The 22,687-nt window shown below is 31.9% G+C and carries 22 protein-coding genes and 1 other RNA gene; 21 read left to right on the top strand and 2 right to left on the bottom strand.

Annotated features, from left to right (window positions below):
* Positions 1 to 2 precede the first annotated feature (2 nt).
* The 15 genes from aroB (at position 3) to NSQ15_RS06515 (ending at position 15,390) form a co-directional block, all read left to right on the top strand.
* Positions 3 to 1,067: a 3-dehydroquinate synthase gene (aroB, locus tag NSQ15_RS06445; protein WP_070453796.1), complete on the top strand. Its 1,065-nt coding sequence runs from the start codon at positions 3 to 5 to the stop codon at positions 1,065 to 1,067.
* Positions 1,068 to 1,078: 11 nt separating this feature from the next.
* Positions 1,079 to 2,380 (top strand): 3-phosphoshikimate 1-carboxyvinyltransferase, encoded by a 1,302-nt coding sequence (aroA, locus tag NSQ15_RS06450; protein WP_070453794.1) that lies wholly within the window; start codon positions 1,079 to 1,081, stop codon positions 2,378 to 2,380.
* Positions 2,381 to 2,382: 2 nt separating this feature from the next.
* The gene (locus tag NSQ15_RS06455) at positions 2,383 to 3,627 is read left to right on the top strand and encodes a tetratricopeptide repeat protein (protein WP_070453792.1); all 1,245 of its coding nucleotides are present in this window, start codon (positions 2,383 to 2,385) and stop codon (positions 3,625 to 3,627) included.
* Between the two features lie 15 nt (positions 3,628 to 3,642).
* Entirely contained in the window at positions 3,643 to 4,218 is a 576-nt protein-coding gene (locus NSQ15_RS06460; protein ID WP_217193909.1) for a YpiB family protein, read from the top strand.
* The gene (locus NSQ15_RS06465) at positions 4,208 to 4,804 is read left to right on the top strand and encodes a DUF1405 domain-containing protein (RefSeq protein ID WP_017637970.1); all 597 of its coding nucleotides are present in this window, start codon (positions 4,208 to 4,210) and stop codon (positions 4,802 to 4,804) included. Before NSQ15_RS06460 ends, NSQ15_RS06465 begins: the two co-directional genes overlap by 11 nt.
* Positions 4,805 to 4,848: 44 nt before the next feature.
* Positions 4,849 to 5,544, top strand: a complete 696-nt coding sequence (locus NSQ15_RS06470) for a zinc metallopeptidase (protein ID WP_017637971.1) — start codon at positions 4,849 to 4,851, stop codon at positions 5,542 to 5,544.
* A 217-nt stretch (positions 5,545 to 5,761) separates the two neighbouring features.
* Positions 5,762 to 6,079 carry a nucleotide pyrophosphohydrolase gene (locus NSQ15_RS06475; protein WP_017637972.1) on the top strand — a complete coding sequence of 106 codons (318 nt, stop codon included), beginning with the start codon at positions 5,762 to 5,764 and terminating at the stop codon, positions 6,077 to 6,079.
* A gap of 38 nt (positions 6,080 to 6,117) precedes the next feature.
* Positions 6,118 to 7,257 (top strand): N-acetyl-alpha-D-glucosaminyl L-malate synthase BshA, encoded by a 1,140-nt coding sequence (gene bshA / locus NSQ15_RS06480; RefSeq protein WP_340747034.1) that lies wholly within the window; start codon positions 6,118 to 6,120, stop codon positions 7,255 to 7,257.
* Positions 7,250 to 8,452, top strand: a complete 1,203-nt coding sequence (locus tag NSQ15_RS06485) for a CCA tRNA nucleotidyltransferase (protein WP_070453786.1) — start codon at positions 7,250 to 7,252, stop codon at positions 8,450 to 8,452. The genes bshA and NSQ15_RS06485 overlap by 8 nt, the downstream gene beginning before the upstream one ends.
* Positions 8,439 to 9,410 carry a biotin--[acetyl-CoA-carboxylase] ligase gene (locus NSQ15_RS06490; RefSeq protein ID WP_340747035.1) on the top strand — a complete coding sequence of 324 codons (972 nt, stop codon included), beginning with the start codon at positions 8,439 to 8,441 and terminating at the stop codon, positions 9,408 to 9,410. Before NSQ15_RS06485 ends, NSQ15_RS06490 begins: the two co-directional genes overlap by 14 nt.
* A gap of 24 nt (positions 9,411 to 9,434) precedes the next feature.
* Positions 9,435 to 12,131, top strand: coding sequence for a helicase C-terminal domain-containing protein (locus NSQ15_RS06495; protein ID WP_340747036.1), 2,697 nt, complete (start codon positions 9,435 to 9,437; stop codon positions 12,129 to 12,131).
* Between the two features lie 110 nt (positions 12,132 to 12,241).
* The gene (asnS, locus tag NSQ15_RS06500) at positions 12,242 to 13,534 is read left to right on the top strand and encodes an asparagine--tRNA ligase (RefSeq protein ID WP_070453783.1); all 1,293 of its coding nucleotides are present in this window, start codon (positions 12,242 to 12,244) and stop codon (positions 13,532 to 13,534) included.
* 185 nt (positions 13,535 to 13,719) lie between these two features.
* Positions 13,720 to 14,403, top strand: a complete 684-nt coding sequence (locus NSQ15_RS06505) for a DnaD domain-containing protein (RefSeq protein ID WP_017637978.1) — start codon at positions 13,720 to 13,722, stop codon at positions 14,401 to 14,403.
* Positions 14,396 to 15,055, top strand: a complete 660-nt coding sequence (gene nth / locus NSQ15_RS06510; RefSeq protein ID WP_017637979.1) for an endonuclease III — start codon at positions 14,396 to 14,398, stop codon at positions 15,053 to 15,055. Before NSQ15_RS06505 ends, nth begins: the two co-directional genes overlap by 8 nt.
* 5 nt (positions 15,056 to 15,060) lie before the next feature.
* Positions 15,061 to 15,390, top strand: coding sequence for a YpoC family protein (locus NSQ15_RS06515; protein WP_026083522.1), 330 nt, complete (start codon positions 15,061 to 15,063; stop codon positions 15,388 to 15,390).
* A gap of 141 nt (positions 15,391 to 15,531) precedes the next feature.
* On the opposite strand, the gene NSQ15_RS06520 is transcribed toward NSQ15_RS06515, so the two are convergent.
* Both NSQ15_RS06520 and recU read right to left on the bottom strand, forming a co-directional pair.
* Positions 15,532 to 17,790 (bottom strand): transglycosylase domain-containing protein, encoded by a 2,259-nt coding sequence (locus tag NSQ15_RS06520; protein WP_070453781.1) that lies wholly within the window; start codon positions 17,788 to 17,790, stop codon positions 15,532 to 15,534.
* Positions 17,787 to 18,413, bottom strand: a complete 627-nt coding sequence (gene recU, locus NSQ15_RS06525; RefSeq protein ID WP_017637982.1) for a Holliday junction resolvase RecU — start codon at positions 18,411 to 18,413, stop codon at positions 17,787 to 17,789. Before recU ends, NSQ15_RS06520 begins: the two co-directional genes overlap by 4 nt.
* 322 nt (positions 18,414 to 18,735) lie before the next feature.
* On the opposite strand from recU, the gene NSQ15_RS06530 reads away from it, so the two are divergent.
* The 6 genes from NSQ15_RS06530 (at position 18,736) to NSQ15_RS06555 (ending at position 22,597) form a co-directional block, all read left to right on the top strand.
* Positions 18,736 to 19,068 (top strand): DUF1798 family protein, encoded by a 333-nt coding sequence (locus NSQ15_RS06530; RefSeq protein ID WP_070453779.1) that lies wholly within the window; start codon positions 18,736 to 18,738, stop codon positions 19,066 to 19,068.
* Positions 19,069 to 19,079: 11 nt separating this feature from the next.
* Complete coding sequence (locus NSQ15_RS06535; protein WP_017637984.1) at positions 19,080 to 19,646, top strand: DUF1273 domain-containing protein; 567 nt, start codon at positions 19,080 to 19,082, stop codon at positions 19,644 to 19,646.
* Between the two features lie 10 nt (positions 19,647 to 19,656).
* A complete protein-coding gene (gene gpsB / locus NSQ15_RS06540) occupies positions 19,657 to 20,001 on the top strand; it encodes a cell division regulator GpsB (RefSeq protein WP_017637985.1) in 345 nt (114 codons plus the stop codon).
* A gap of 127 nt (positions 20,002 to 20,128) precedes the next feature.
* An RNA gene (rnpB, locus tag NSQ15_RS06545) (RNase P RNA component class B) lies at positions 20,129 to 20,510 on the top strand.
* Positions 20,511 to 20,696: 186 nt separating this feature from the next.
* Complete coding sequence (locus NSQ15_RS06550; protein ID WP_017637986.1) at positions 20,697 to 21,833, top strand: THUMP domain-containing class I SAM-dependent RNA methyltransferase; 1,137 nt, start codon at positions 20,697 to 20,699, stop codon at positions 21,831 to 21,833.
* 125 nt (positions 21,834 to 21,958) lie between these two features.
* On the top strand, positions 21,959 to 22,597 hold the full coding sequence (locus NSQ15_RS06555; protein ID WP_017637987.1) for an SDR family oxidoreductase: 639 nt from the start codon (positions 21,959 to 21,961) through the stop codon (positions 22,595 to 22,597).
* Positions 22,598 to 22,687: the final 90 nt, after the last annotated feature.

The following is a 22,687-nucleotide window of genomic DNA, read 5'->3' on the forward strand; positions in this document are numbered from 1 at the left end:
ATATGAAGTTAAATACAACTTATCAAGATAACAATTATCCAATTATTGTTGAGCATGGTGCTATTAATCAACTACATGATTTCACTCAATCTTATGATCAGTCATTTTTTATCATTGATGAAACAGTGTATCAACATTTCAAAGATAAAATAGATTACTTTATTAGTGTGAATAACGCTCATAAAATAATCATCCCATCAGGTGAACAAACGAAATCTTTTAATTACTTCCATGAAATTGTCGAACATATTTTAAGCTTTAAAATTACGAGAAATACAGCAATTATCGCTATTGGCGGAGGCGCAACAGGTGACTTTGCAGGATTTATAGCTGCAAGTGTATTAAGAGGTGTGTCATTTATACAAATACCAACAACTATCTTAGCCCATGATTCAAGTATTGGTGGTAAAGTTGGAATTAATTCTCAACATGGTAAAAACTTAATAGGTGCATTTTATCGACCTAAAGCTGTTATTTATGATTTAGATTTCTTAACAACATTACCATATAGTGAAGTACTTAGTGGTTATGCAGAAGTCTATAAACACGCATTACTGAATGGTCAAGAAGACACTAGCAATATCGAACAACATTTTCCTAATAAAGAAGTATTAGCGTCATTAGATGATATTGAAACGTATATTTATAAAGGTATCGAAACAAAGTTAAATATCGTTGTGAATGATGAAAAAGAGCAAGGTATGCGTAAGTTTTTAAATTTAGGGCATACATTTGGCCATGCTATAGAATATAAATATAAAATTCCACATGGTCATGCTGTTATGATAGGTATTGTTTATCAATTTATTGTGTCTAATCAAATATTACAAACCACATTTGATATTGATCATTATCTTAATTATTTAGAATCACTAGGATATCCAATTAATATTATAAAAGAATTGGAATTCGATGATATTTATCAATATATGCTTTTAGATAAAAAGAATAATCAAGATGGCATTCAAATGGTACTAATGAAATCATTAGGTCATGCAGTTGTAGAACATGTAGACAAATCTACACACTTAGCTGCATTTAACGAACTTCAATCAAAAATAAAGTAGGTGAATAAATGATGTCGACTACACAAACAATTGATATTAATGGTCCTTTAACAGGGAACATTGAGGTGCCTGGTGACAAATCCATCACGCACAGAGCAATTATGCTCGCATCATTAGCAACAGGACAAACAACTATATATAAACCATTATTAGGTGAAGATTGTAAAAGAACGATGGCCATCTTTGAACTTTTAGGTGTAACAATCACCGAAGAAGAAGATCGTATTATTGTTGATTCACCTGGTTATCAAAATTTTAAAACGCCACATCAAGTTCTGTATACAGGTAATTCAGGCACAACAACACGTTTATTAGCCGGATTGTTAAGTGGTGTTGGTCTGGAAAGTGTATTATCGGGAGATGTTTCAATCGGTAAACGTCCAATGGATAGAGTATTAAAACCATTACTAAAAATGAACGCACAAATTAGTGGCGTGGATGGTAATTACACACCCTTAATTATTAAGCCTTCAAACATTAAAGGCATGCAATATACTATGGAAGTAGCTAGTGCTCAAGTAAAAAGCGCTATCTTATTTGCTAGTATCTTTTCTCAAGAATCTTCTAGCATCACAGAAATAGATGTTAGCCGTAACCATACAGAGACTATGTTTGAACATTTTAATATTCCTATTTCAGTTAATGATAAAACGATTACTACCAAACCATTAGCAGTACAACATATACAACCACGTGATTTTCATGTTCCAGGCGATATTTCTTCTGCTGCATTTTTCATCGTTGCAGCCTTAATCACACCTGGCAGTGATGTTACAATTCATAATGTTGGCATTAACCCAACTCGTTCAGGTATCATAGACATCGTTAAACAAATGGGTGGTCATATTGAACTTAGTGACATTACAGAAGAATCGGAACCGACTGCATCTATACGTGTGCGTTATACACCAAATTTAAAACCCATTCAAATACATGGAGAACTTGTACCGAGAGCAATTGATGAATTACCCGTCATTGCATTACTTTGTACACAAGCTTCAGGTACGAGTGTGATTAAAGATGCTGAAGAATTAAAGGTTAAAGAAACAAACAGAATTGATACGACAGCAGATATGCTAAATCAATTAGGTTTTGAATTGCAACCAACAAATGATGGTCTTATAATCCATCCTTCTGAATTTAAAACTAGTGTCACAGTTGATAGTCAAACCGATCACCGTATAGGAATGATGTTAGCTGTTGCATCACTACTCAGCTCAGAACCTTTATCCATAGAACAATTTGATGCAGTTAATGTTTCATTTCCAGGTTTCTTACCAAAATTCAAGCTTTTAGAAAATGAGGGAAAATAGTAATGGAAGATATCTATAAATTAATAGACGATATCAATTTACAAAAATTAACAAATTTAGATACTCGCGTTAATGAAGTGTTGAGTTCAAATAACGATGATGCACTATTCATTTTAGGTGAAACACTTTACAACTTTGGTTTAACACCACAAGGTTTAGAAGTATTCCGAACGCTCTATCACAGATATCCAGACGAAAGTGAATTACTTATTTACTTTATTGAAGGACTAATGTCAGAGAACCAAACAGACGAAGCGTTAGAGTATTTAAGTCAAGTTGAAGAATCTACAGAAAAATTAATGCTCGAAGCAGATTTATATCAACAAATTAATATGCTTGAAGTCGCTATCGATAAAATTCAAGCCGCGATTCAATTAGAACCTAATGATCCAATTCTACATTTCGCTTTAGCAGAATTACTATATTTCGATGGGCAATATTTACGTGCTAGCACTGAATATGAAACAGTACTTGAAACTGGTGAATATGAAGTCAATGGTATTAACTTATTCTCTAGACAAGCAGATTGTAGCTTACAAAGCGGAAATTATAGTGATGCTATTCGCCTATATGATGAAATTAATGAAACTGAGATGAATTCTGAAGATTATTTCAAAAAAGCAATTGCTTATGAAAAAAATGACATAACACAAGAAGCCATTAAAATAATGAAAACGTTATTAACGAAAGACCCTGATTTCTTACAAGGTTATTTCTATTTACAATCATTATACGAAAACGAAAAAAATTATCCGGATGCTATTGAAATTGGTAAAGAAGGATTACGTTTAAGTCAATTTTATAAAGAATTAATGGTTTCAACAGGTAGTATAGAAATTGAACATGGCGATGCAAATGAAGGTGTCACTTTATTAAAACAAGCACTAGAAGTAGATAATGCATATCATGAGCCATTATTGATTTTAAGTGATTTATATAGAAGTGAAGAAGATTATGAAGCACTTATCGACTTGCTCACATATGTAGATGAAGAAGATTTAGACCCAGTGTTTATGTGGCATTTAGCATATGCCTACGGACAAGAAGAACGTGACAAAGAAGCACAACATTTCTTTGAATTAGCTTATCCAACTTTAAAAACACAATCTGAATTCTTAAGCGACTACTATTTCTATCTCTTAGAAATAGGGCAAAAAGAACAAGCTAAATCTATTCTTGATCAACTACTTGAAATGGATCCAAGCAATGAAACATGGCATGATGAAGCAATGCGTTTACAATCTTAAAAGGAATGGTACGAAATGAATAGCTCCCTTACAAAAATGAAACAAAGTTTTATCGAATATTTGCTATTCCATTATGAATTTAAATCTCGTATTTCAGCATGGGTATTAAATTATTTAAAAGCTAGTCCAAAAAAACTACAACGTATACATTTCGTCGAGGAAAAAATACAACAACATATGACATTACAAATTGCAGAAGTAAATTCAGATGCTTCTGCAATTCAATTTAACGACCATCAACAAGAACTCGTTAACACAAATGAAATTTTCGAAGTCATTGCAAATAACGATATGACTTTTGATATCCAATTGCATTTTTCTTCTGAACATCAACGTGAAAGTCGATTAGACGATTTAATTTTAGCGCAATTAATCCATTCGCCACATTATACATCGTATGTTCAAGATTTGTATTCAATCTCTATGAGTGATCGTAAACAAACAACCTTAATTGAAACACTTCAAGATAATATAGATTTAAGTCTACAGATGAAAGAACAAGAAAGATTTTACCAACTTACACAAATACTTAATATTTTAAAAGCTAAGAAAACTAAACATGATATCGGAGATAACAATAATGACTATTAAACAATACTGGGAAGTTTCATTATATTATCGACCGTTTTTAATATTTTTACTTGTATGTAATGCGATAGGTACAATATATGGCTATGACTGGTATAGTGGTCAGTTGTATATAACACCATCTTATTTTGTTCCTTTTGTTCCAGATAGCCCAACCGCTTCCTTATTTTTAACTATAGCCATTGCATTATTGTTATTAAATAAATCATCATCCATAATTGAAGCTCTAGCATTTGTAACTTTAATAAAATATGGTGTTTGGGCAGTGATTATGAACTTGATTATGTTTGTAATAGATGGAGAGGTAACTATTAATGGATTAATGCTTTTGATATCACATGGCATTATGGCATTACAAGCATTTTACTTTTATCCTCGCTTTAAAATAACTATTTTGGGTTTTGTAATTTCATTAATTTGGGTGTTTTTAAACGATTATATGGACTATGTTAAAATGCAATTTCCTTATTATAAGTTTATTGCTTCCCATGTTATTGAAATTGGGGTATTATCTATTTGTCTAAGTATCATTTCGCTATTTTTATATTTATTTCTTAAACAAGTATTGAAAGTTAAATCATTTGATTAAAGTGCATTTTGACAGTAAAATATGATTAAAGGAGAGTGAGTTTATTGTCTTTAATATCAATGATTATTTATTTTGTAATATTAATGGTCATTCCAATGTGGGCTCAACATAAAGTTAAATCTAACTATGAAAAATACTCACAAGTTAGATCCACAAGTGGTAAGACTGGTCGTGAAGTAGCTGAAGAAATCCTACATGCAAACGGCATTTATGATGTCGATGTAGTTAAAGGTGATGGTTTCTTAACAGACCACTATGACCCAAATAAAAAAGTTGTTTGTTTATCTCCTGCAAACTACGATAGACCTTCTGTTGCTGGTACAGCCATTGCAGCCCACGAAGTTGGTCACGCAATTCAACACCAACAAGGTTATGTATTCTTGAGATTCAGATCAGCATTAGTACCTGTAGCTAACTTAGGTAGTTCATTAAGTTACATTGTTATTATGTTAGGTATTGTGTTAACTGCATTAGGTAGTGCCTTTGGATCTACTGCATTATGGATTGGTGCTGGATTAATGTCACTAGCAGTTTTATTCTCAATCGTGACATTACCCGTTGAATTTGATGCCAGTTCACGTGCAATGAAACAAATTACAGCATTGAATATCGTAAATGAGAAAGAGTACAAACACGCTAAAAAAGTATTATCAGCTGCAGCAATGACTTACGTTGCATCAACAGCAGTTGCATTAGCTGAATTAGCACGTATTATTTTAATCGCTAGATCAAGTGATTAATAACTATATGATTTAAATTTAGACACATCCACTGGTTGATATTGTCATACAGACATTATTAACCAGTTTTTTTTATGCTTTTTCATATTAATCATCATTAATCACCATCCCAATAAGCAATAAAAATAAATTACCAACCTTAAATTGCACTAAGAATGCATATCACTTTATTTTGATATATACTATATTAGAAATGCATTCAAAGGAGAGAATTTAATTGAAATCAATGACTCAAATGCAAAAAGAAGTAGATGATTATATTAGTCAATTTAAAGCAGGTTATTTTTCTCCCTTAGCTAATCTCGCTAGACTAACAGAAGAAGTTGGAGAACTTTCTCGAGAAATTAATCATCATTACGGTGAGAAGAAAAAGAAAGATACTGAAGAAGATAATACGATTAAAGCAGAGTTAGGCGATAACTTATTTGTATTACTATGTATTGCCAATTCATTAGGAATCGATATGACTGAAAGTTTTGATGAAACTATGCAAAAATTCAATACACGTGATTATAATCGATTCGAGAGAAAGTAACTATTTTATAAATTGATAATAGAAAGGATGGGACATAAATGAAGATAGGAATAACGTGTTACCCGTCCATGGGTGGCTCAGGTATCATTGCCACAGAATTAGGTATTAAAATGGCTGAGCGAGGTCATGAAGTTCATTTTATTACGTCAAACATACCATTTAGAATCCGCAAACCATTACCTAATATCATTTTCCATCAAGTTGAAGTAAACCAATATGCCGTTTTCCAATATCCACCATATGATATTACGTTAAGTACTAAAATTTCAGAAGTGATAAAAGAGTATGACTTAGATATTTTACATATGCATTATGCTGTACCACATGCGATTTGTGGTATTTTAGCAAAACAAATGTCAGGTAAAGATATTAAAATTATGACGACACTTCATGGTACTGATATAACAGTTCTTGGCTATGACCATTCACTTAAAGGTGCTATTAAATTCGGTATTGAAGAGAGTGATATCGTTACAAGTGTCAGTCATTCATTAGCAGAACAAACTAAAGAAATTATTCATACTGAAAAAGAAATTATACCTATATATAACTTCGTCAGAGAAAATGAGTTTCCAACTCGTCATGATGAAAACTTCAAATCTGATTACGGTATTGAACCACATGAAAAGGTATTGATTCATGTTTCTAACTTTAGATCAGTAAAACGAATTGATACAGTCATTGAAACATTTGCTAAAGTTCATCAACAAATCCCAAGTAAATTAATTTTACTAGGTGATGGCCCAGAACTCATTGATATGCGTCAAAAAACACGAGATCTTGGTGTAGAAGAGAATGTTCTCTTTTTAGGCAAGCAAGATAACGTTAGTGCATTCTATCAATTATCAGACTTAGTTTTATTATTAAGTGAAAAAGAGAGCTTTGGATTAACGCTTTTAGAAGCTATGAAAACAGGTGTCGTTCCTATTGGTTCAAATGCAGGTGGTATTAAAGAAGTCATTAAACACGGTGAAACTGGATATATTGTCGATGTAGGTGACAGTGACAAAGCGGCTGAATATGCACTTAAACTATTACAAGACAATGAGCTTTATCAACAATTACAATCACAAATGTTATTAGATATAGAACAACGATTTGGCTCAGAATTGATTACAGATCAATATGAACATTATTACCGTCAAATGTTAAATAAAGGTGAGAACTTGCATGAGTAATGAACTATTTGAAAAAGCCAAACCCATATTAACTCAAATACAACAACAAGGATTTCAAGCTTATTTTGTAGGTGGCTCTGTAAGAGATTATCTCATGCATAGAGAGATTCACGATATAGATATTACTACAAGTGCAACACCAGACGAGATTGAATCCATTTTCAGCCATACTATCCCAGTAGGAAAAGAACATGGTACGATTAATGTAGTATTCAATCATGAAAATTATGAAGTAACAACATTTCGTGCAGAAGAGGAATATATTGATCACCGTCGCCCAAGTGATGTTCATTTCGTAAGAGATTTATACGAAGATGTTCAAAGACGTGATTTTACAATAAATGCGATTGCAATGGACACTGAGTACAAGACATTTGACTATTTTAATGGTGAAAGTGATATTCATCAAGGCATTATAAGAACAGTGGGTAATCCTTCTGAAAGATTTGCCGAAGATGCACTTCGTATATTAAGAGGTTTACGTTTTCAATCTCAGCTTAACTTTTCAATAGAAGATAACACGTTCCAAGCTATGGTAAATCAAATTGAAGATATCAAATATTTATCCATTGAACGTATTATCGTTGAACTAAAGAAATTAATCAGTGGTCAAAATATTGCTACTAGCTATCATCATTTAATTCAATTAGATGCCTTTAAATATATTCCATATTTTGAAAAATTAGACATGCAACGTTTAATAATTGATGAACCTATGCAGTTTGATGTATGGATTGCTATACTTAATGCGAAAATGAATAATGAAGAACCATTATCAAAACTTAAAATAAGTAATAAAGAACAATCACATATTAAGCATCTGGTTTCAATCATCAATCAATTACCGGAAGTCAATTCAAAATCAGATTTAACAATGATGGTGTATGATTTTGATATTAATGATATTTTAACTATTATTGAGCATACGCCAACTCTTTCTAAAAATCACATTAAAACTGCAAGTCCACTGATTATAAATCAACAGACAATTAAAGATTCATATCAACAATTACCTATTAATCAACGACAACAACTAGCTATAAACGGGAATGATTTGATGCAACATTTAAATCAACAAGGTGGTCCATGGGTCAAAGATGTCTTAAGAAAAGTAGAAATTGCCGTCGTAACTAACAAAGTAAGCAATACGTATAATGAAATAATGAAATGGGTGGATAGTCATGTCAAAATATAGTCAAGATGTTGTAAGAATGCTATATGAACATCAACCTGAATATATTTCAGGTCAATACATAGCAGATCAACTTAATATTTCAAGAGCAGCTGTTAAAAAAGTCATTGATCAATTAAAACTAGACGGTTGTGATATTGAATCTATTAATCATAAAGGGCATTTACTAAAAACACTCCCAGATCATTGGTATAGTGGTATTGTTAATCCGATTATCGAGCAACGTGATTTATTTGATCAAATAGAAGTGATGAGTACAGTAGATTCAACACAATTAAAAGCGAAACAAGCACTAGTAGGTAATCATGATACCTTTTTAATATTGAGTGATGAACAAACAAAAGGGCGAGGTCGCTTTAATCGAAATTGGGCTTCTAGTAAAGGCAAAGGTCTTTGGATGTCACTAGTACTTCGTCCTGATGTACCGTACGCAATGATTCCGAAATTCAATTTATTTATGGCATTAGGAATTAAAGATGCGATTCAACAATTTTCAACTGATGATGTTACGATTAAATGGCCTAATGATATATACATAGATGGCAAAAAAGTGTGTGGTTTCCTAACAGAAATGGTTGCCAATTACGATGCGATTGAAGCAATTATTTGTGGTATCGGTATTAATATGAATCATCAAGAAACTGATTTTGATGAAGAGATAAGGCATAGAGCAACAAGTATGCGTATACATTCAGAATACGATTTTAATCGTTATGAATTTTTAGATATATTAATTAAAGAAATTGAAAAGCGATATAATCAATTCTTAAAAGTACCATTTGAAGAGATTCGTGAGGAATATATTGCAGCTACAAACATGTGGCAAAGACCATTACTTTTCACAGAAAATAATGAACAATTTATCGGTGAAGCCATTGATATTGATCATGATGGTTTCTTAATGGTTAAGGACAATCAAGGACAACTTAGAAGGTTAATTAGTGCAGATATAGAATTATAACAATGTAAACTAGGAGAGATAGCTATGGGAATAGCAACATATGCAGTTGTTGATTTAGAAACTACAGGTAATCAACTTGATTACGATGATATTATTCAAATCGGCATTACTTTCGTTCGACAAAACAAAATAATAGGCACATATCATTCAATGATTCGAACTGATTTAGAAATACCTCCGTTTATTCAAGCACTTACTTCAATTGAAGAGACAATGCTTGAACAAGCACCGTATTTCAAAGATATTGCTAATGATATTTATCAACAACTTAAAGACTGTGTATTCGTTGCTCATAATGTCGCGTTTGATTTAAACTTCATTAAAAAAGCATTTAAAAATTGCAATATCAAATACCGACCTAAACGAGTTATGGATACGTTAGAATTATTTAAAGTTGCCTTCCCAACAGATAAAAGCTATCAATTAAGTGAATTAGCCGAAGCACATAACATCCCTCTAACAAATGCACATAGAGCAGATGAAGATGCTACAACCACGGCTCACTTAATGATTAAAGCCTTTGAAAAGTTTGAACAATTACCGCTTGATACATTGAAACAATTATATTATTTAAGTAAAGACTTAAAATATGATTTATATCACATTTTATTTGAAATGGTAAGACAACATAAATCCGCACCATTAGATCAACAATTTGGTCAATTTGAACAAATTATTTATAAAAAGCAAGTAGATTTAAAAGGACCTGTTACTGAATTTAATGGCACATTAAAGACGCTATATAAAAAAGCAACTAAACAATTAGATTTAACATATCGACCGCAACAACTTTATTTATCAGAAATTATTTTAGAACAACTTATGCATGGTGAAAAAGCCATGATAGAAGCACCACTTGGAAGTGGCAAGTCTCTAGCATACCTTTTAGCTGCGTTAATGTATAATATCGAAACTGGTCGACATGTTATGATTTCAACAAATACAAAGTTATTACAAAGTCAATTATTAGAAAAAGATATACCGGCTTTAAATAACGCACTCAATTTCAAAGTCAACGCAACACTTATTAAAAGTAAAAATGACTATATTTCACTTGGACTTATAAGCCAAATTTTAAAAGAAGAAACTAACAATTACGAAGTTAGTATACTTAAAATGCAATTATTGATTTGGATTACAGAAACGGATACAGGTGATATTCAAGAATTGAACTTAAAAGGCGGACAAAAAATGTATTTCGATCAGAAGATTGAAACTTATGTTCCAGTTCGTCATGATATTCATTACTATAATTACCTCAAACGCAATGCTCAAAGTATCCAAATTGGCGTTACGAACCACGCTCATTTAATTCATTCTGATGCTGAAAATTCAATTTACCAGCTATTTGACGATTGTATTATTGATGAAGCACATCGCTTACCTGATTATGCACTTAATCAAGTTACAAATGAATTAAACTATGCAGATATTAAATATCAGTTAGGGCTTATCGGTAAAAATGAAAATGAAAAATTATTAAAAGCCATAGATCATTTAGAACAACAACGTATTTTAGAGAAATTAGATATAGCTCCAATAGATGTGTTTGGTCTGAAATCAAATATTAACGATATTCATGAACTTAATGAACAGTTGTTCAATAATATTTACGATATTGTACAAAACGCAGACGTATATGACGATGACAAACACAAATATCATTATGTTTACGAATTTGACAATGATCAGATTATCAAAGATTTACATCGTTTAATACACAAATTAAACAAAACATTAGAAGTGTTTAATGGCATGAGTCACAAAACTATAAAGACTATGAGAAAGCAATTATTATACCTAAAAGAGCGTTTTAGACAAACAGAACAAAGTTTGAAAGATAATCATACAAGCTTTATTTCAATTAAAAATTTAAGCCAAAAATCAACGATTCGTTTACTTGTAAAAGATTATGCTGTTAAAGATATTTTGACACAACAAGTCTTAGATAAATTCAAATCCTTAACATTTATTTCAGGAACATTAACGTTTAATCAGTCGTTTGACTCCTTTAAAAATTGGTTTAACAAAGATGTTAAATTTAATACGTACGAAGTGGCATCAGCATTACAAAATACTAAAAACACTAATGTATTTATTCCGTCGGATGTCGCACCATACAACTATAAGAATGTCGACGATTATGTAGCATCAATTGTTAATTATGTTATTGAATATACAACGACAACAGAATCTAAATGTTTAATCCTTTTTACAAGTTATAAAATGATGCATATGGTTCAAGATATGCTTAATGAACTGCCTGAATTTGAGGATTATGTCATATTAACACAACAACAAAATCAAAATTATAAAATTGTTCAACAGTTTAACCACTTTGATAAGTCTATTCTTTTAGGTACTTCAACATTCTTTGAAGGTTTTGATTTTCAAGCTAATGGTATTAAATGCGTCATGATTGCGAAATTACCGTTTATGAATAAAAACAATGCTAAATATTGGTTAATGAATTCTGAATTTACATCAACTTTTAAAGATTATGTATTACCTGATGCTGTGACACGTTTCAGACAAGGTTTAGGGCGCTTAATACGACATGAAAATGATAAAGGATTAATTGTGTCATTCGATGATCGTCTCATCAATAGTAATTACAAAAGTTTCTTTGAACAAACATTAGAACATTACCACCAGAAAAAAGGTGACATTAATCAATTTAGTAAATTATTATCACAAATCCAAAAATCAGTGGATAAATAAAAGTTGTGTGATAGGATACACATACTTTTAATTCAACTTGTAGAAGTTGGTAATATATTTTGTTAAAATAAATAAGTATTGAAAAAAGATAAAATAATAGGAGACTGGTTATGAATACAACGATTAAACAAGCAAAACAACATCTTAACCAAGAAGTGACAATTGGCGCTTGGTTAACTAACAAACGTTCTAGTGGTAAAATTGCGTTCTTACAATTACGTGATGGCACTGGATTTATGCAAGGTGTAGTAGTGAAATCAGAAGTAGACGAAGATGTTTTTAATTTATCTAAAGAAATTACACAAGAGTCTTCTTTATATGTAACTGGTACAATCACTGAAGATAACCGCTCAGATTTAGGCTACGAAATGCAAGTTAAATCTATCGAGGTTATCCATGAGGCTCATGATTACCCAATTACACCAAAAAATCACGGTACTGAGTTCCTTATGGATCACCGTCATTTATGGTTACGTTCTAAGAAACAACATGCTGTTATGCAAATTAGAAACGAAATCATTAGAGCAACTTATGAATTCTTTAATGATAATGGCTACACAAAAATTGATCCACCAATTTTAACTGCAAGTGCTCCAGAAGGCACAAGTGAATTATTCCATACTAAATATTTTGATGAAGATGCATTCTTATCACAAAGTGGGCAACTATACCTAGAAGCTGCAGCTATGGCTCACGGATATGTATTTTCTTTCGGACCAACTTTCCGTGCAGAAAAATCAAAAACAAGACGTCATTTAATTGAGTTTTGGATGATTGAAGCAGAAATGGCATTTACTGAACATGCAAGAAGCTTAGAAGTTCAAGAACAATTTGTGGCACACGTTGTACAATCCGTTCTTAAAAACTGTGAATTAGAATTAAAAATATTAGATAGAGACACATCAAAACTTGAAAAGGTTGCTACGCCATTCCCTAGAATTTCTTATGACGATGCAGTTAAATTCTTAAAAGAAGAAGGATTTGATGATATTGAATGGGGCGAAGATTTCGGTGCACCGCACGAAACTGCTATCGCTAATCATTATGATTTACCAGTATTTATCACTAATTATCCTACAAAAATTAAACCATTCTATATGGAACCTAACCCTGAAAATGAAGACACAGTATTGTGTGCTGATTTAATTGCTCCAGAAGGTTATGGTGAAATTATCGGTGGATCAGAACGTATCAATGATTTAGAGTTACTTGAACAACGTATTAATGAACATGAATTAGATTCAGAAGCTTATAGCTATTACTTAGATTTACGTCGTTATGGTAGTGTACCTCACAGTGGCTTCGGTTTAGGATTAGAACGTACGGTTGCTTGGATTTCAGGCGTAGAACATGTACGTGAAACTGCACCATTCCCACGTTTATTAAATCGTTTATACCCATAAGCATCATTCATTTAAATTTAAGTTATTATATTACATGTCGTCCAGTCGTATAAATAGACTGGGCGTTCATTTTTATCTTATACTAATTTATAATGATGCATTGCATTTTATAAAGGGCATCCATAAATCCTTCTATTTAATCAAATATAATGAAGGTCTAAATTTTAATGATAGGAGGGGTTACAATGGACAAGTTTCAATTAAAAACACGACCAGTTGTGATTCGTCGTGAATTGTTAGATCATTACAGTGAACTAGGTATAGATGAACAAGATTTAATCATTTTAATCAAACTTATTTATGCATCAGAAACATCAAATAAACAACCATCCATTGAATCACTTCAACAGGGATCTACGATGCAACCACGTGAAGTTACTGCAGTCATTCAAAATTTAATTCAACGAGAATTATTAGAATTAAACGTTAATAAAGATGAAGAAGGTCGCTTCACAGAATATATGAATTTAGATCCTTTTTATGAAAAACTAAGTCAATTGCTTAAAAAGCAAACAATTGATACCAATGAACAAAGTGATAAAGAAAAGTTTAAAACATTATTCCAAATGATAGAACAAACATTTGCTAGACCATTGTCACCTTATGAAATTGAAACGTTGAACCAATGGATTGATGTTGATAAACATGATATATCAATTATTCAAGCTGCTCTTGATGAAGCAAATAGCCAAAATAAATTAAGTTTTAAATATATGGATAGAATATTGTTAAATTGGAAGAAAAATAATGTCAAAACAATTGATGACTCAAAAGAAATTAGAAAGCAATTTAATAAACCAAAAATGAAACACACTGTTAAGAAAGTACCAAAATTTGATTGGTTAAATGGAGAGAAATCAGATGATTAGTAAGAAAAAAGCACTTGAAATGATTGATGTAATTGCCGATATGTTTCCAGATGCAGAATGTGAACTAAAACATGATAATGCATTCGAATTAACAATTGCAGTACTTTTATCTGCGCAATGCACCGATATATTAGTTAATAAAGTTACTCGTTCATTATTTGCCAAATATAAAACACCAGAAGATTATCTAAATGTAAGTGATGAAGAATTACAACAGGATATTCGTTCCATTGGATTATATAGAAATAAAGCTAAAAATATCAAAAAACTTTGCCAATCATTACTTGATCAATTTGATGGAAAGATTCCACAAACACATCAAGAACTAGAAAGTTTAGCTGGTGTTGGACGTAAAACTGCAAATGTCGTAATGAGTGTCGCTTTTAATGAACCTTCACTCGCTGTAGACACACATGTGGAACGTGTTTCTAAACGTTTAGGTATTAATCGCTGGAAAGATAATGTAAGACAAGTTGAAGATAGACTTTGTTCTGTCATACCAAAAGACCGTTGGAATAAAAGCCATCATCAACTTATTTTCTTTGGTCGATATCATTGTCTCGCTCGTAAGCCAAAATGTGATATTTGTCCATTGTTCAAAGATTGTAGAGAAGGTCAGAAAAGATACAAAGCAAGTTTGAAAGAAGCGTGAAACATTTGATAACTAAACAAGACTTTGAAGAGTTAGAACAACAACTCGATCAATTCGCAAGCCAAAAACAATTAAAATCAGCAGAAGCAAAACCAGTTATAGATGCTTATTTCGAAATGATTATAAGTTATTTTAAACAAATAAATGAAATCAATGAGTTAAATCTAAATGAGCTTGATAACTATCCAGTTGTTCCTATGAATTTTGGTGAGCGCTATCAATACATGTTAGCAAGAAAATATCATTTTATGGGTTATAGACAAATGAAAACATTAAAATCCGAGTTAATAAAAATGAATGCTTCGTACCAAATTCGTAAAAAAAGAAACCAATAAATGTATTGTGATTCACTAATCATTTCATACTTATAATAAAGTTGAAGTACCCACTGGTTAAATCTAGTAGGTACTTTTTAATTTATATAAAAACAAAAAAACGCCCAAATCCTATTTTAGGATTTGGGCGTTTCGTCTATATTATGAAGCTTTATTATTAAATATTGAATTAAAGCTGAATAGACTAGTTAGGGCATTTCCGCTTTGTTGGGAACTGCTATTTGAACTATTTGAGCTGTTAGAGCTTGATGAACCATTTGATGATGATCCATTACTTCCATTGCTGTTACCGCTATTAGAAGATGTTGATGAATCACTATCACCATGTGTGCTCTTATTAGTTGTATTACTATCTGAATGTCCTTTTACTGATAATGAATCAGGGTCACTACCTTCAACTGAGCTTGGTTTTTTAAAGTCTTTACCATCTCTTGAAGAAATGTCTGACATGACTTCTTCAAATAGATATTGTGGATATTCTTGTTCAGAATGTCCTACGAAAGAGTTAGTTCCGTATTCTTTAACTTTGTTGAAGCCCATCCACACTGACATAGTGTATTGAGGTGAGAATCCGTTGATCCAAACATCTTTGGCTGCATTATCAGGTAAGTTATATTGACTATAAACTTCAGCACCGTAAGTACCAGTACCTGTTTTAGCACCCATATTAACACCAGATACGCCGTGACCATAAGCTGAACCATAGGCTTTAAATGTACCTTTAAGCATTTCAGCTAACATATAGGCTGTAGAATCTTTCATTGCTTTATGGCTAGTATGATCATATTCAATAGTGTCACCATCGTGAGTAACAACTTTTTGAATTGAATGAGCATTGTTATAAGTACCACCATTTGCTAATGAAGCAAATGCAGATGCTAATTGAGTTGGTGAGAATTCTGATGAAGAACCACCAAGTACTTCAGATGGTCCAATTTTACCATCGTAATCTAAACCAACTTTAGATGCGAATTTCTTAGGTGCATCGTTACCTGCGCTAGATTTAGTTTGTTGCCAAGTTTTAAGGGCAGGGATGTTGAAACTTTGTCTTAATGCATCATATGCAGAGACAGTTCCGTGACTCTTCGTATCATAGTTTCGGAATGTTGAACCGTCTACTTGATATGAAGATTCGTCTTGAATAGCATGATTAGTTGCCCAATTCATGTTTTCAATAGCTGGACCATAAGCTAAGAATGGTTTTAATGATGAACCAGTAGGATGTGGATCTGTAGCTTGGTTTCTGTCAACGACGTCTTTATAATTACGTCCACCAGAAATGGCTACTAAACCACCAGTTTTACTATCTAAGATAGTAGCACCAACTTGTTGGTCATCGTTTTTGTAGAAGCTACCATTGTTAATCTTATCTTGAAGCGTTTGTTGAACATCTTTATCCATATTTGTATAGATCTTAATACCACTTTGAAGAACGTTACCTAAGTTTTCTTTCTTGAAGTGTTTGTTATTCATTAATTCTGATTTAACAAAGTTCACATAAGATGCTAACTCTGGGTTTTTATCTTCTGTAGTATTTTGACGTTCTTTATCACTTCTTTGAACTAAGTTAGCTTTAACATCGATTTTCTTAGCTTTCTCATATTCTTTATCGCTTATTCTATGATGATAATGCATTAAGTATAATACAGTGTCTTTACGATCTTCAGCTTGTTTAGGATGATCGTAAATATTGTAATTATTTGGTACTTGAGGTAAGCCGGCTAGGTAAGCTTCTTCAGCTAAGTTTAAATCTTTAAGGTCTTTATTAAAGTAATACTTAGCAGCAGCTTTAACACCAGTTACACCATCAGAGTAGTAAATTTTATTCAAGTAAACTTGGAATATTTCATCTTTACTGTACTCTTGTTCTAATCGGTATGAAAGGTAAGCTTCTTGAGCTTTACGACCGATAGATTTTTGTTGTGATAAGAATGAATCTTTAACAACTTGTTGAGTTAAGGTAGAAGCACCTTGAGCCCCAAATCCACCAGTTAAGTTTTTACCTATTGCACCGAATAGACGTTTATAGTCCAAAGCACCGTGATCATAGAAGCGATTATCTTCTGTAGCTAAGACGGCATCTTTCATACTTTGTGGTACATCTTTGATATTCACATGTTCATGACGTTGACCATAATCTAACGTCTTAACTAAGTCACCGTTTTTATCATAAATCTTAGCAGGGATAGGATCCTCTAACTTAGATTCAGTGAATGCAGGTGCTTTCCATGCGTAATATGCAAATAGTAAGATACCGAGTAACAATAGAACAATAAAGGCAATAAACATAAAGCCAATAATCTTAATAATCGTTCTCTTCACATTTCTATTCTTTTTTTCGTCGGACTTCCCATTATTGCCTTTATTTTTAGGCTGAGAAGACCCTTTGTTTTCCGTCATACGCGGTCCTCACTTTCATCTAATATCAACTTATCAACTGCTTTGAGGTAATTCAATCTAGGTTGATACTGATAAGGAATATGGTAACCATTTTTTCGTATTTCTTCAACTGTTATCGATTTTTTAATATCTTTTTTGTATCTATCCCAAAAGAATTCAAATTTAGAATAGGGTAATAGATAAACTTCATCAAGTGATTTAAATCTTATCATTAAAAAAACAATACCTCGTTGTTGGTATGTGTTCTTCATATGATCAACTTGATGATCATGGATATTATTCAAGGGGAAAGAAGTTTTATTCTTCGTTTCCTTTGCTTCAAAATCGATATAATAGCCATTATAGACACCATTATAATCTGTTGTTGAAGGCGTACGAAAATAAGCTTCATTTATCACAGCTTTACTCCGTTTTGGATAGTGAACATTGACTATCTGTACAGGAGTAGGTTTCTTGTGAATGACTGCGATGCCACTTTTTAAATAGTAAGCATTAGAATGCTCAATATCTTTTTCCAGTGACATACCTCGTCCACCATATTCAATATTACTTGAGTATGATGACGATTTGCGTCCGTCCAAAGTCTTATTTTCTTTGTATGGTTGACCATTAGGATAATTCATATATTTCACCACACAAGTCTGGTAGTAAACTGCGATTATTATACACAAGATTTTACAATTAACCAAACTTTTATAAAATTAATGCATTTTTCACTAACCTAAAATACATCAAACCTTATTTTAACGTGCTTTCATTAAATAAACAATAAAAATAGACACATTTATTTCCTTTGTATGCTTATTTAACACGTTTATTTTTATATAAAGCATAGTAAACAGGTAGTTTTTTTATTTAACGTGCAATTTATAACTATAAAAACAATACGTCACGTATGACGGGGGATAAACAATATGATAGATTAATAATGTAGGAGGCTACTAGATGTTAGATATCATTAAAAATTTAATATTAGAAGTCAATCATATGGGCCAAAAATATGAACGAGTTAGAGAAAAAGAGGAAGACGAAGATTTTCATAAAGTTGTAGAACCATATGTTCGAAATATAGATACACAGCTCAATCAACTGAGAAACTATGAACAATCACTCGTTAATACTACATATATGAACAAGAAGAAAGTTGATTTATTATTTAAAAATATTGAAGAACTTTCCGTAGAATGCCATTTTAAACGAACAAGTCGAAAGCTTTTTACAGAAAAAATTAAAGCTGTACAATATGATTTGAATAATATTTTAAAATTTAATGTTTAAAGAGGGAAATTATGGTTAAAACTGTTTATATCACTGGATATAAATCTTATGAATTAAATATATTTAAAGATGATGCTCCAGAAGTTTACTATCTAAAGCAATTTATTAAACATAAAATTGAACAGTTATTAGATGAAGGTTTGGAATGGGTATTAATACAAGGTCAGATGGGCATTGAATTATGGACTGCAGATGTTGTTATTGAATTAAAAGAAATATACCCCGAACTTAAACTAGGTGTGATAACGCCTTTCGAGGGACATACATCTAAATGGAATGAACAAAATCAAGCTAAGTACATGAATATTATTAATAACGCTGATTTTACTGAAAGTGTTTTTCATTCTGAGTATCAGGGGCCGTTTCAATTTAAACAAACCGACCAATTTATGCTAGACCATACTGATCAAACTTTATTAATATACGATGAAGAACAAGAAGCAAGTCCTAAATTTTTTAAATCTATGTTAGTTGATTTTATGGAAAAAACAAACTATACTTGTGATATTGTGACGTTTGATGAACTCACTGACTTCATCAACGACTTGCAGTGGTCTCAAGATCAAAGTTTCGAATGAGGTGGAAAAAATGTCAGATGTTTCATTAAAATTATCAGCAAAAGATATTTATGAGAAAGATTTTGAAAAAACTATGGCTCGTGGCTATAGAAGAGAAGAAGTAGATGCTTTTTTAGATGATATCATTACAGATTATCAAAAAATGGCAGACATGAATAATGAAGTTGTAAAACTTTCAGAAGAAAACCACAAATTAAAAAAAGAACTTGAAGAATTAAGATTACGTGTTGCGACAACTAGACCACAAGAGAATAAAAACTTTTCTTCAAATGGTTCTAACAACAACGCATCATCAAACAATGTAGATATTTTAAAACGTATCTCTAACTTAGAAAAAGCAGTATTTGGTAAATAATATTTGAATTGGTTTAGACAAAGCTTTCTATTAGTGTGAGCGTAACACTTTGTTTCCATTTAGATGGGGACTTAAATTTTAAAAGGCTTTGTCTAGACCCTTTTTTATGTTATACTCTCAAAGGTGATATTTTGGGTAATCGCTATAGTGATATAGAGGAAAGTCCATGCTCACACAGTCTGAGATGATTGTAGTGTTCGTGCTTGATGAAACAATAAATCAAGGCATTAATTTGACGGCAACGAAATAACCTACGTTCTTTGAATAGGGTTAGAATAGTTTGAAAGTGCCACAGTGACGTAGCTTTTATAGAAATATAAAAGGTGGAACGCGGTAAACCCCTCGAGTGAGCAATCCAAATTAGGTAGGAGCACTTGTTTAGCGGAATTCAACGTATAAACGAGACACTAACATTTTAAATGTTTATGGTAGACAGATGGTTACCACCAACGTACCAGTGTGGCTAGTGCACGTTTAGAGTACAATGGAACAGAACATGGCTTACAGAAATATCACAACTAGTTTAGCTCTCCCATCAAACGGAGAGCTTTTTTTAATGATATATTTACTTAAATCAATTTTACCAAAAATATTTTAATTCACTTTATAAAAATAAATGACTATGTATGATTAAACTTTAAAAGTATCTTTGTTAAAATAAACATAAATCAAATGAATCTAAAGGAGAACAATGCATGTTTCAATTATTAGCAGTATGTCCAATGGGATTGGAATCAGTAGTAGCTAAAGAAATACAAGAATTAGGCTATGAAACACAAGTAGAAAATGGTCGTATCTTTTTTGAAGGTGACGAAAGTGCTATTGTTAAATGTAACTTATGGTTACGTACAGCAGACCGTGTCAAAATCGTTATGGGGCAATTTAAAGCCACAACATTTGATGAACTTTTTGAAAAAACTAAATCATTACCATGGGAAACAATTATTGACCAACAAGGGAGTTTTCCTGTGCAAGGACGCAGTGTAAAATCAACACTTTATAGTGTGCCAGACTGCCAAGCTATCACTAAAAAAGCCATCGTTGAATGTCTAAAACATGCATATAATGAAAAAGGCTGGTTAAATGAAACAGGGGCTAAGTACCCAGTAGAAGTTTCTATTTTAAAAGATAATGTATTACTTACAATTGATACATCTGGCTCTGGATTAAACAGAAGAGGTTATCGTTTAGCTCAAGGTGAAGCGCCAATTAAAGAAACGCTAGCTGCAAGTTTAATTAAATTAGCCAATTGGACTGGCGATACACCATTAATTGATCCGTTCTGCGGTTCAGGGACTATTGCTATCGAAGCATGTCTAATTGCACAAAACATTGCACCTGGGTTTAATAGAGACTTTGTATCTGAAGAATGGAATATCATGCCACCAAATATTTATGATGAGATGCGAGATGAAGCTGATAAGCAAGCTGATTACGATAGAGAGATTCAAGTTTACGCTTCTGATATTGATCCAGAAATGGTTGAAATCGCTAAACGTAACGCTGAAGAAGTTGGCTTATCAGATATCATTCAATTCAACGTTAAAGACGTCAATACATTAACGATTGATAGTGAAGAACCTATCGCTTTAATTGGTAACCCACCATATGGTGAACGTATCGGCGATAGAGAAGAAGTAGAAGAAATGTATCGTTATATGGGTACATTGATGAAACAACACCCATATCTATCTACTTATATCTTAACAAGTAATAAAGAATATGAGTTTTTAGTAAATAAAAAAGCAACAAAACGTCGTAAGTTATTTAACGGTTATATTGAATGTACTTATTATCAATATTGGGGTAAGAAACCTCAAACGAAAGATTAAATTAATCAAACAGTTCATTAGCACTCTCATTGCAACTATAGTAAAGTTGTTTTGAGAGTGTTTAAATTTAAATTACTGATGAAATTAATAAATAATATAATCAATACATGAGAGGAGTAATATATATGAAGAATGTTTTAATTATTGGAGCTAATGGTAGAGTGGCCATTGAAGCAACCAAAATTTTCTTAGAAAACTCAAATTTTAATGTAAATCTATTTTTAAGAAATGCACACCGTATTCCAGATTATGGTTCAAACAGAGTAACTGTATTTGAAGGTGACGCTAAAAATCAAAGCGATTTAGAGAAAGCATTAGATAATATCGATATCGTATTCACTGGAACATCTGGTTCACTTAATCGTCATGCTGAAACGATTGTAAAAGCCATGGATGCAAAAGGAATTAAACGTTTAATTTTAATTGCTGCCCCAGGAATCTATGATGAATTACCTGAACCATTTAATGAATGGAACAAACAACAATTTGGCGAGAAACTTAATTTATATCGTCAAGCTGCAGATACAATTGAACAATCAGATTTAGATTATACAATTATTAGACCAGGTTGGTTAACTGATAAAAATGAAAACATTTATGAAATCACTACAAAAGATGGCCAATTCGAAGGTACTGAAGTATCTAGAAAAAGTGTCGCAAACTTAGCAGTACAAATAGCAAAACACCCTGATTTACATTCAAAAGAGAATATTGGTGTATTCAAGCCAGGCACTGAAGGCGACAAACCAGCTTGGTTTGAATAATCCTTCCCTAAATTCATAGGTTTTGAGTAATATATATGATAATATTTTAAGTAATATCATAATCTATGATTATTGGCTTACTCAAAAGAG

It is taken from the genome of Staphylococcus sp. FSL W8-0774, from assembly GCF_038006785.1.
Classification (GTDB): domain Bacteria; phylum Bacillota; class Bacilli; order Staphylococcales; family Staphylococcaceae; genus Staphylococcus; species Staphylococcus pasteuri.

Excerpts from the sequence above, each read along its gene's own strand:
- aroB (WP_070453796.1), top strand. The coding sequence starts at position 3 with ATGAAGTTAAATACAACTTATCAAGATAACAATTATCCAATTATTGTT.
- aroA (WP_070453794.1), top strand. The coding sequence starts at position 1,079 with ATGTCGACTACACAAACAATTGATATTAATGGTCCTTTAACAGGGAAC.
- NSQ15_RS06455 (WP_070453792.1), top strand. The coding sequence starts at position 2,383 with ATGGAAGATATCTATAAATTAATAGACGATATCAATTTACAAAAATTA.
- NSQ15_RS06460 (WP_217193909.1), top strand. The coding sequence starts at position 3,643 with ATGAATAGCTCCCTTACAAAAATGAAACAAAGTTTTATCGAATATTTG.
- NSQ15_RS06465 (WP_017637970.1), top strand. The coding sequence starts at position 4,208 with ATGACTATTAAACAATACTGGGAAGTTTCATTATATTATCGACCGTTT.
- bshA (WP_340747034.1), top strand. The coding sequence starts at position 6,118 with ATGAAGATAGGAATAACGTGTTACCCGTCCATGGGTGGCTCAGGTATC.
- NSQ15_RS06485 (WP_070453786.1), top strand. The coding sequence starts at position 7,250 with ATGAGTAATGAACTATTTGAAAAAGCCAAACCCATATTAACTCAAATA.
- NSQ15_RS06490 (WP_340747035.1), top strand. The coding sequence starts at position 8,439 with ATGTCAAAATATAGTCAAGATGTTGTAAGAATGCTATATGAACATCAA.
- NSQ15_RS06495 (WP_340747036.1), top strand. The coding sequence starts at position 9,435 with ATGGGAATAGCAACATATGCAGTTGTTGATTTAGAAACTACAGGTAAT.
- asnS (WP_070453783.1), top strand. The coding sequence starts at position 12,242 with ATGAATACAACGATTAAACAAGCAAAACAACATCTTAACCAAGAAGTG.
- NSQ15_RS06505 (WP_017637978.1), top strand. The coding sequence starts at position 13,720 with ATGGACAAGTTTCAATTAAAAACACGACCAGTTGTGATTCGTCGTGAA.
- nth (WP_017637979.1), top strand. The coding sequence starts at position 14,396 with ATGATTAGTAAGAAAAAAGCACTTGAAATGATTGATGTAATTGCCGAT.
- NSQ15_RS06520 (WP_070453781.1), bottom strand. The coding sequence starts at position 17,790 with ATGACGGAAAACAAAGGGTCTTCTCAGCCTAAAAATAAAGGCAATAAT.
- recU (WP_017637982.1), bottom strand. The coding sequence starts at position 18,413 with ATGAATTATCCTAATGGTCAACCATACAAAGAAAATAAGACTTTGGAC.
- NSQ15_RS06530 (WP_070453779.1), top strand. The coding sequence starts at position 18,736 with ATGTTAGATATCATTAAAAATTTAATATTAGAAGTCAATCATATGGGC.
- NSQ15_RS06535 (WP_017637984.1), top strand. The coding sequence starts at position 19,080 with ATGGTTAAAACTGTTTATATCACTGGATATAAATCTTATGAATTAAAT.
- gpsB (WP_017637985.1), top strand. The coding sequence starts at position 19,657 with ATGTCAGATGTTTCATTAAAATTATCAGCAAAAGATATTTATGAGAAA.
- NSQ15_RS06550 (WP_017637986.1), top strand. The coding sequence starts at position 20,697 with ATGTTTCAATTATTAGCAGTATGTCCAATGGGATTGGAATCAGTAGTA.
- NSQ15_RS06555 (WP_017637987.1), top strand. The coding sequence starts at position 21,959 with ATGAAGAATGTTTTAATTATTGGAGCTAATGGTAGAGTGGCCATTGAA.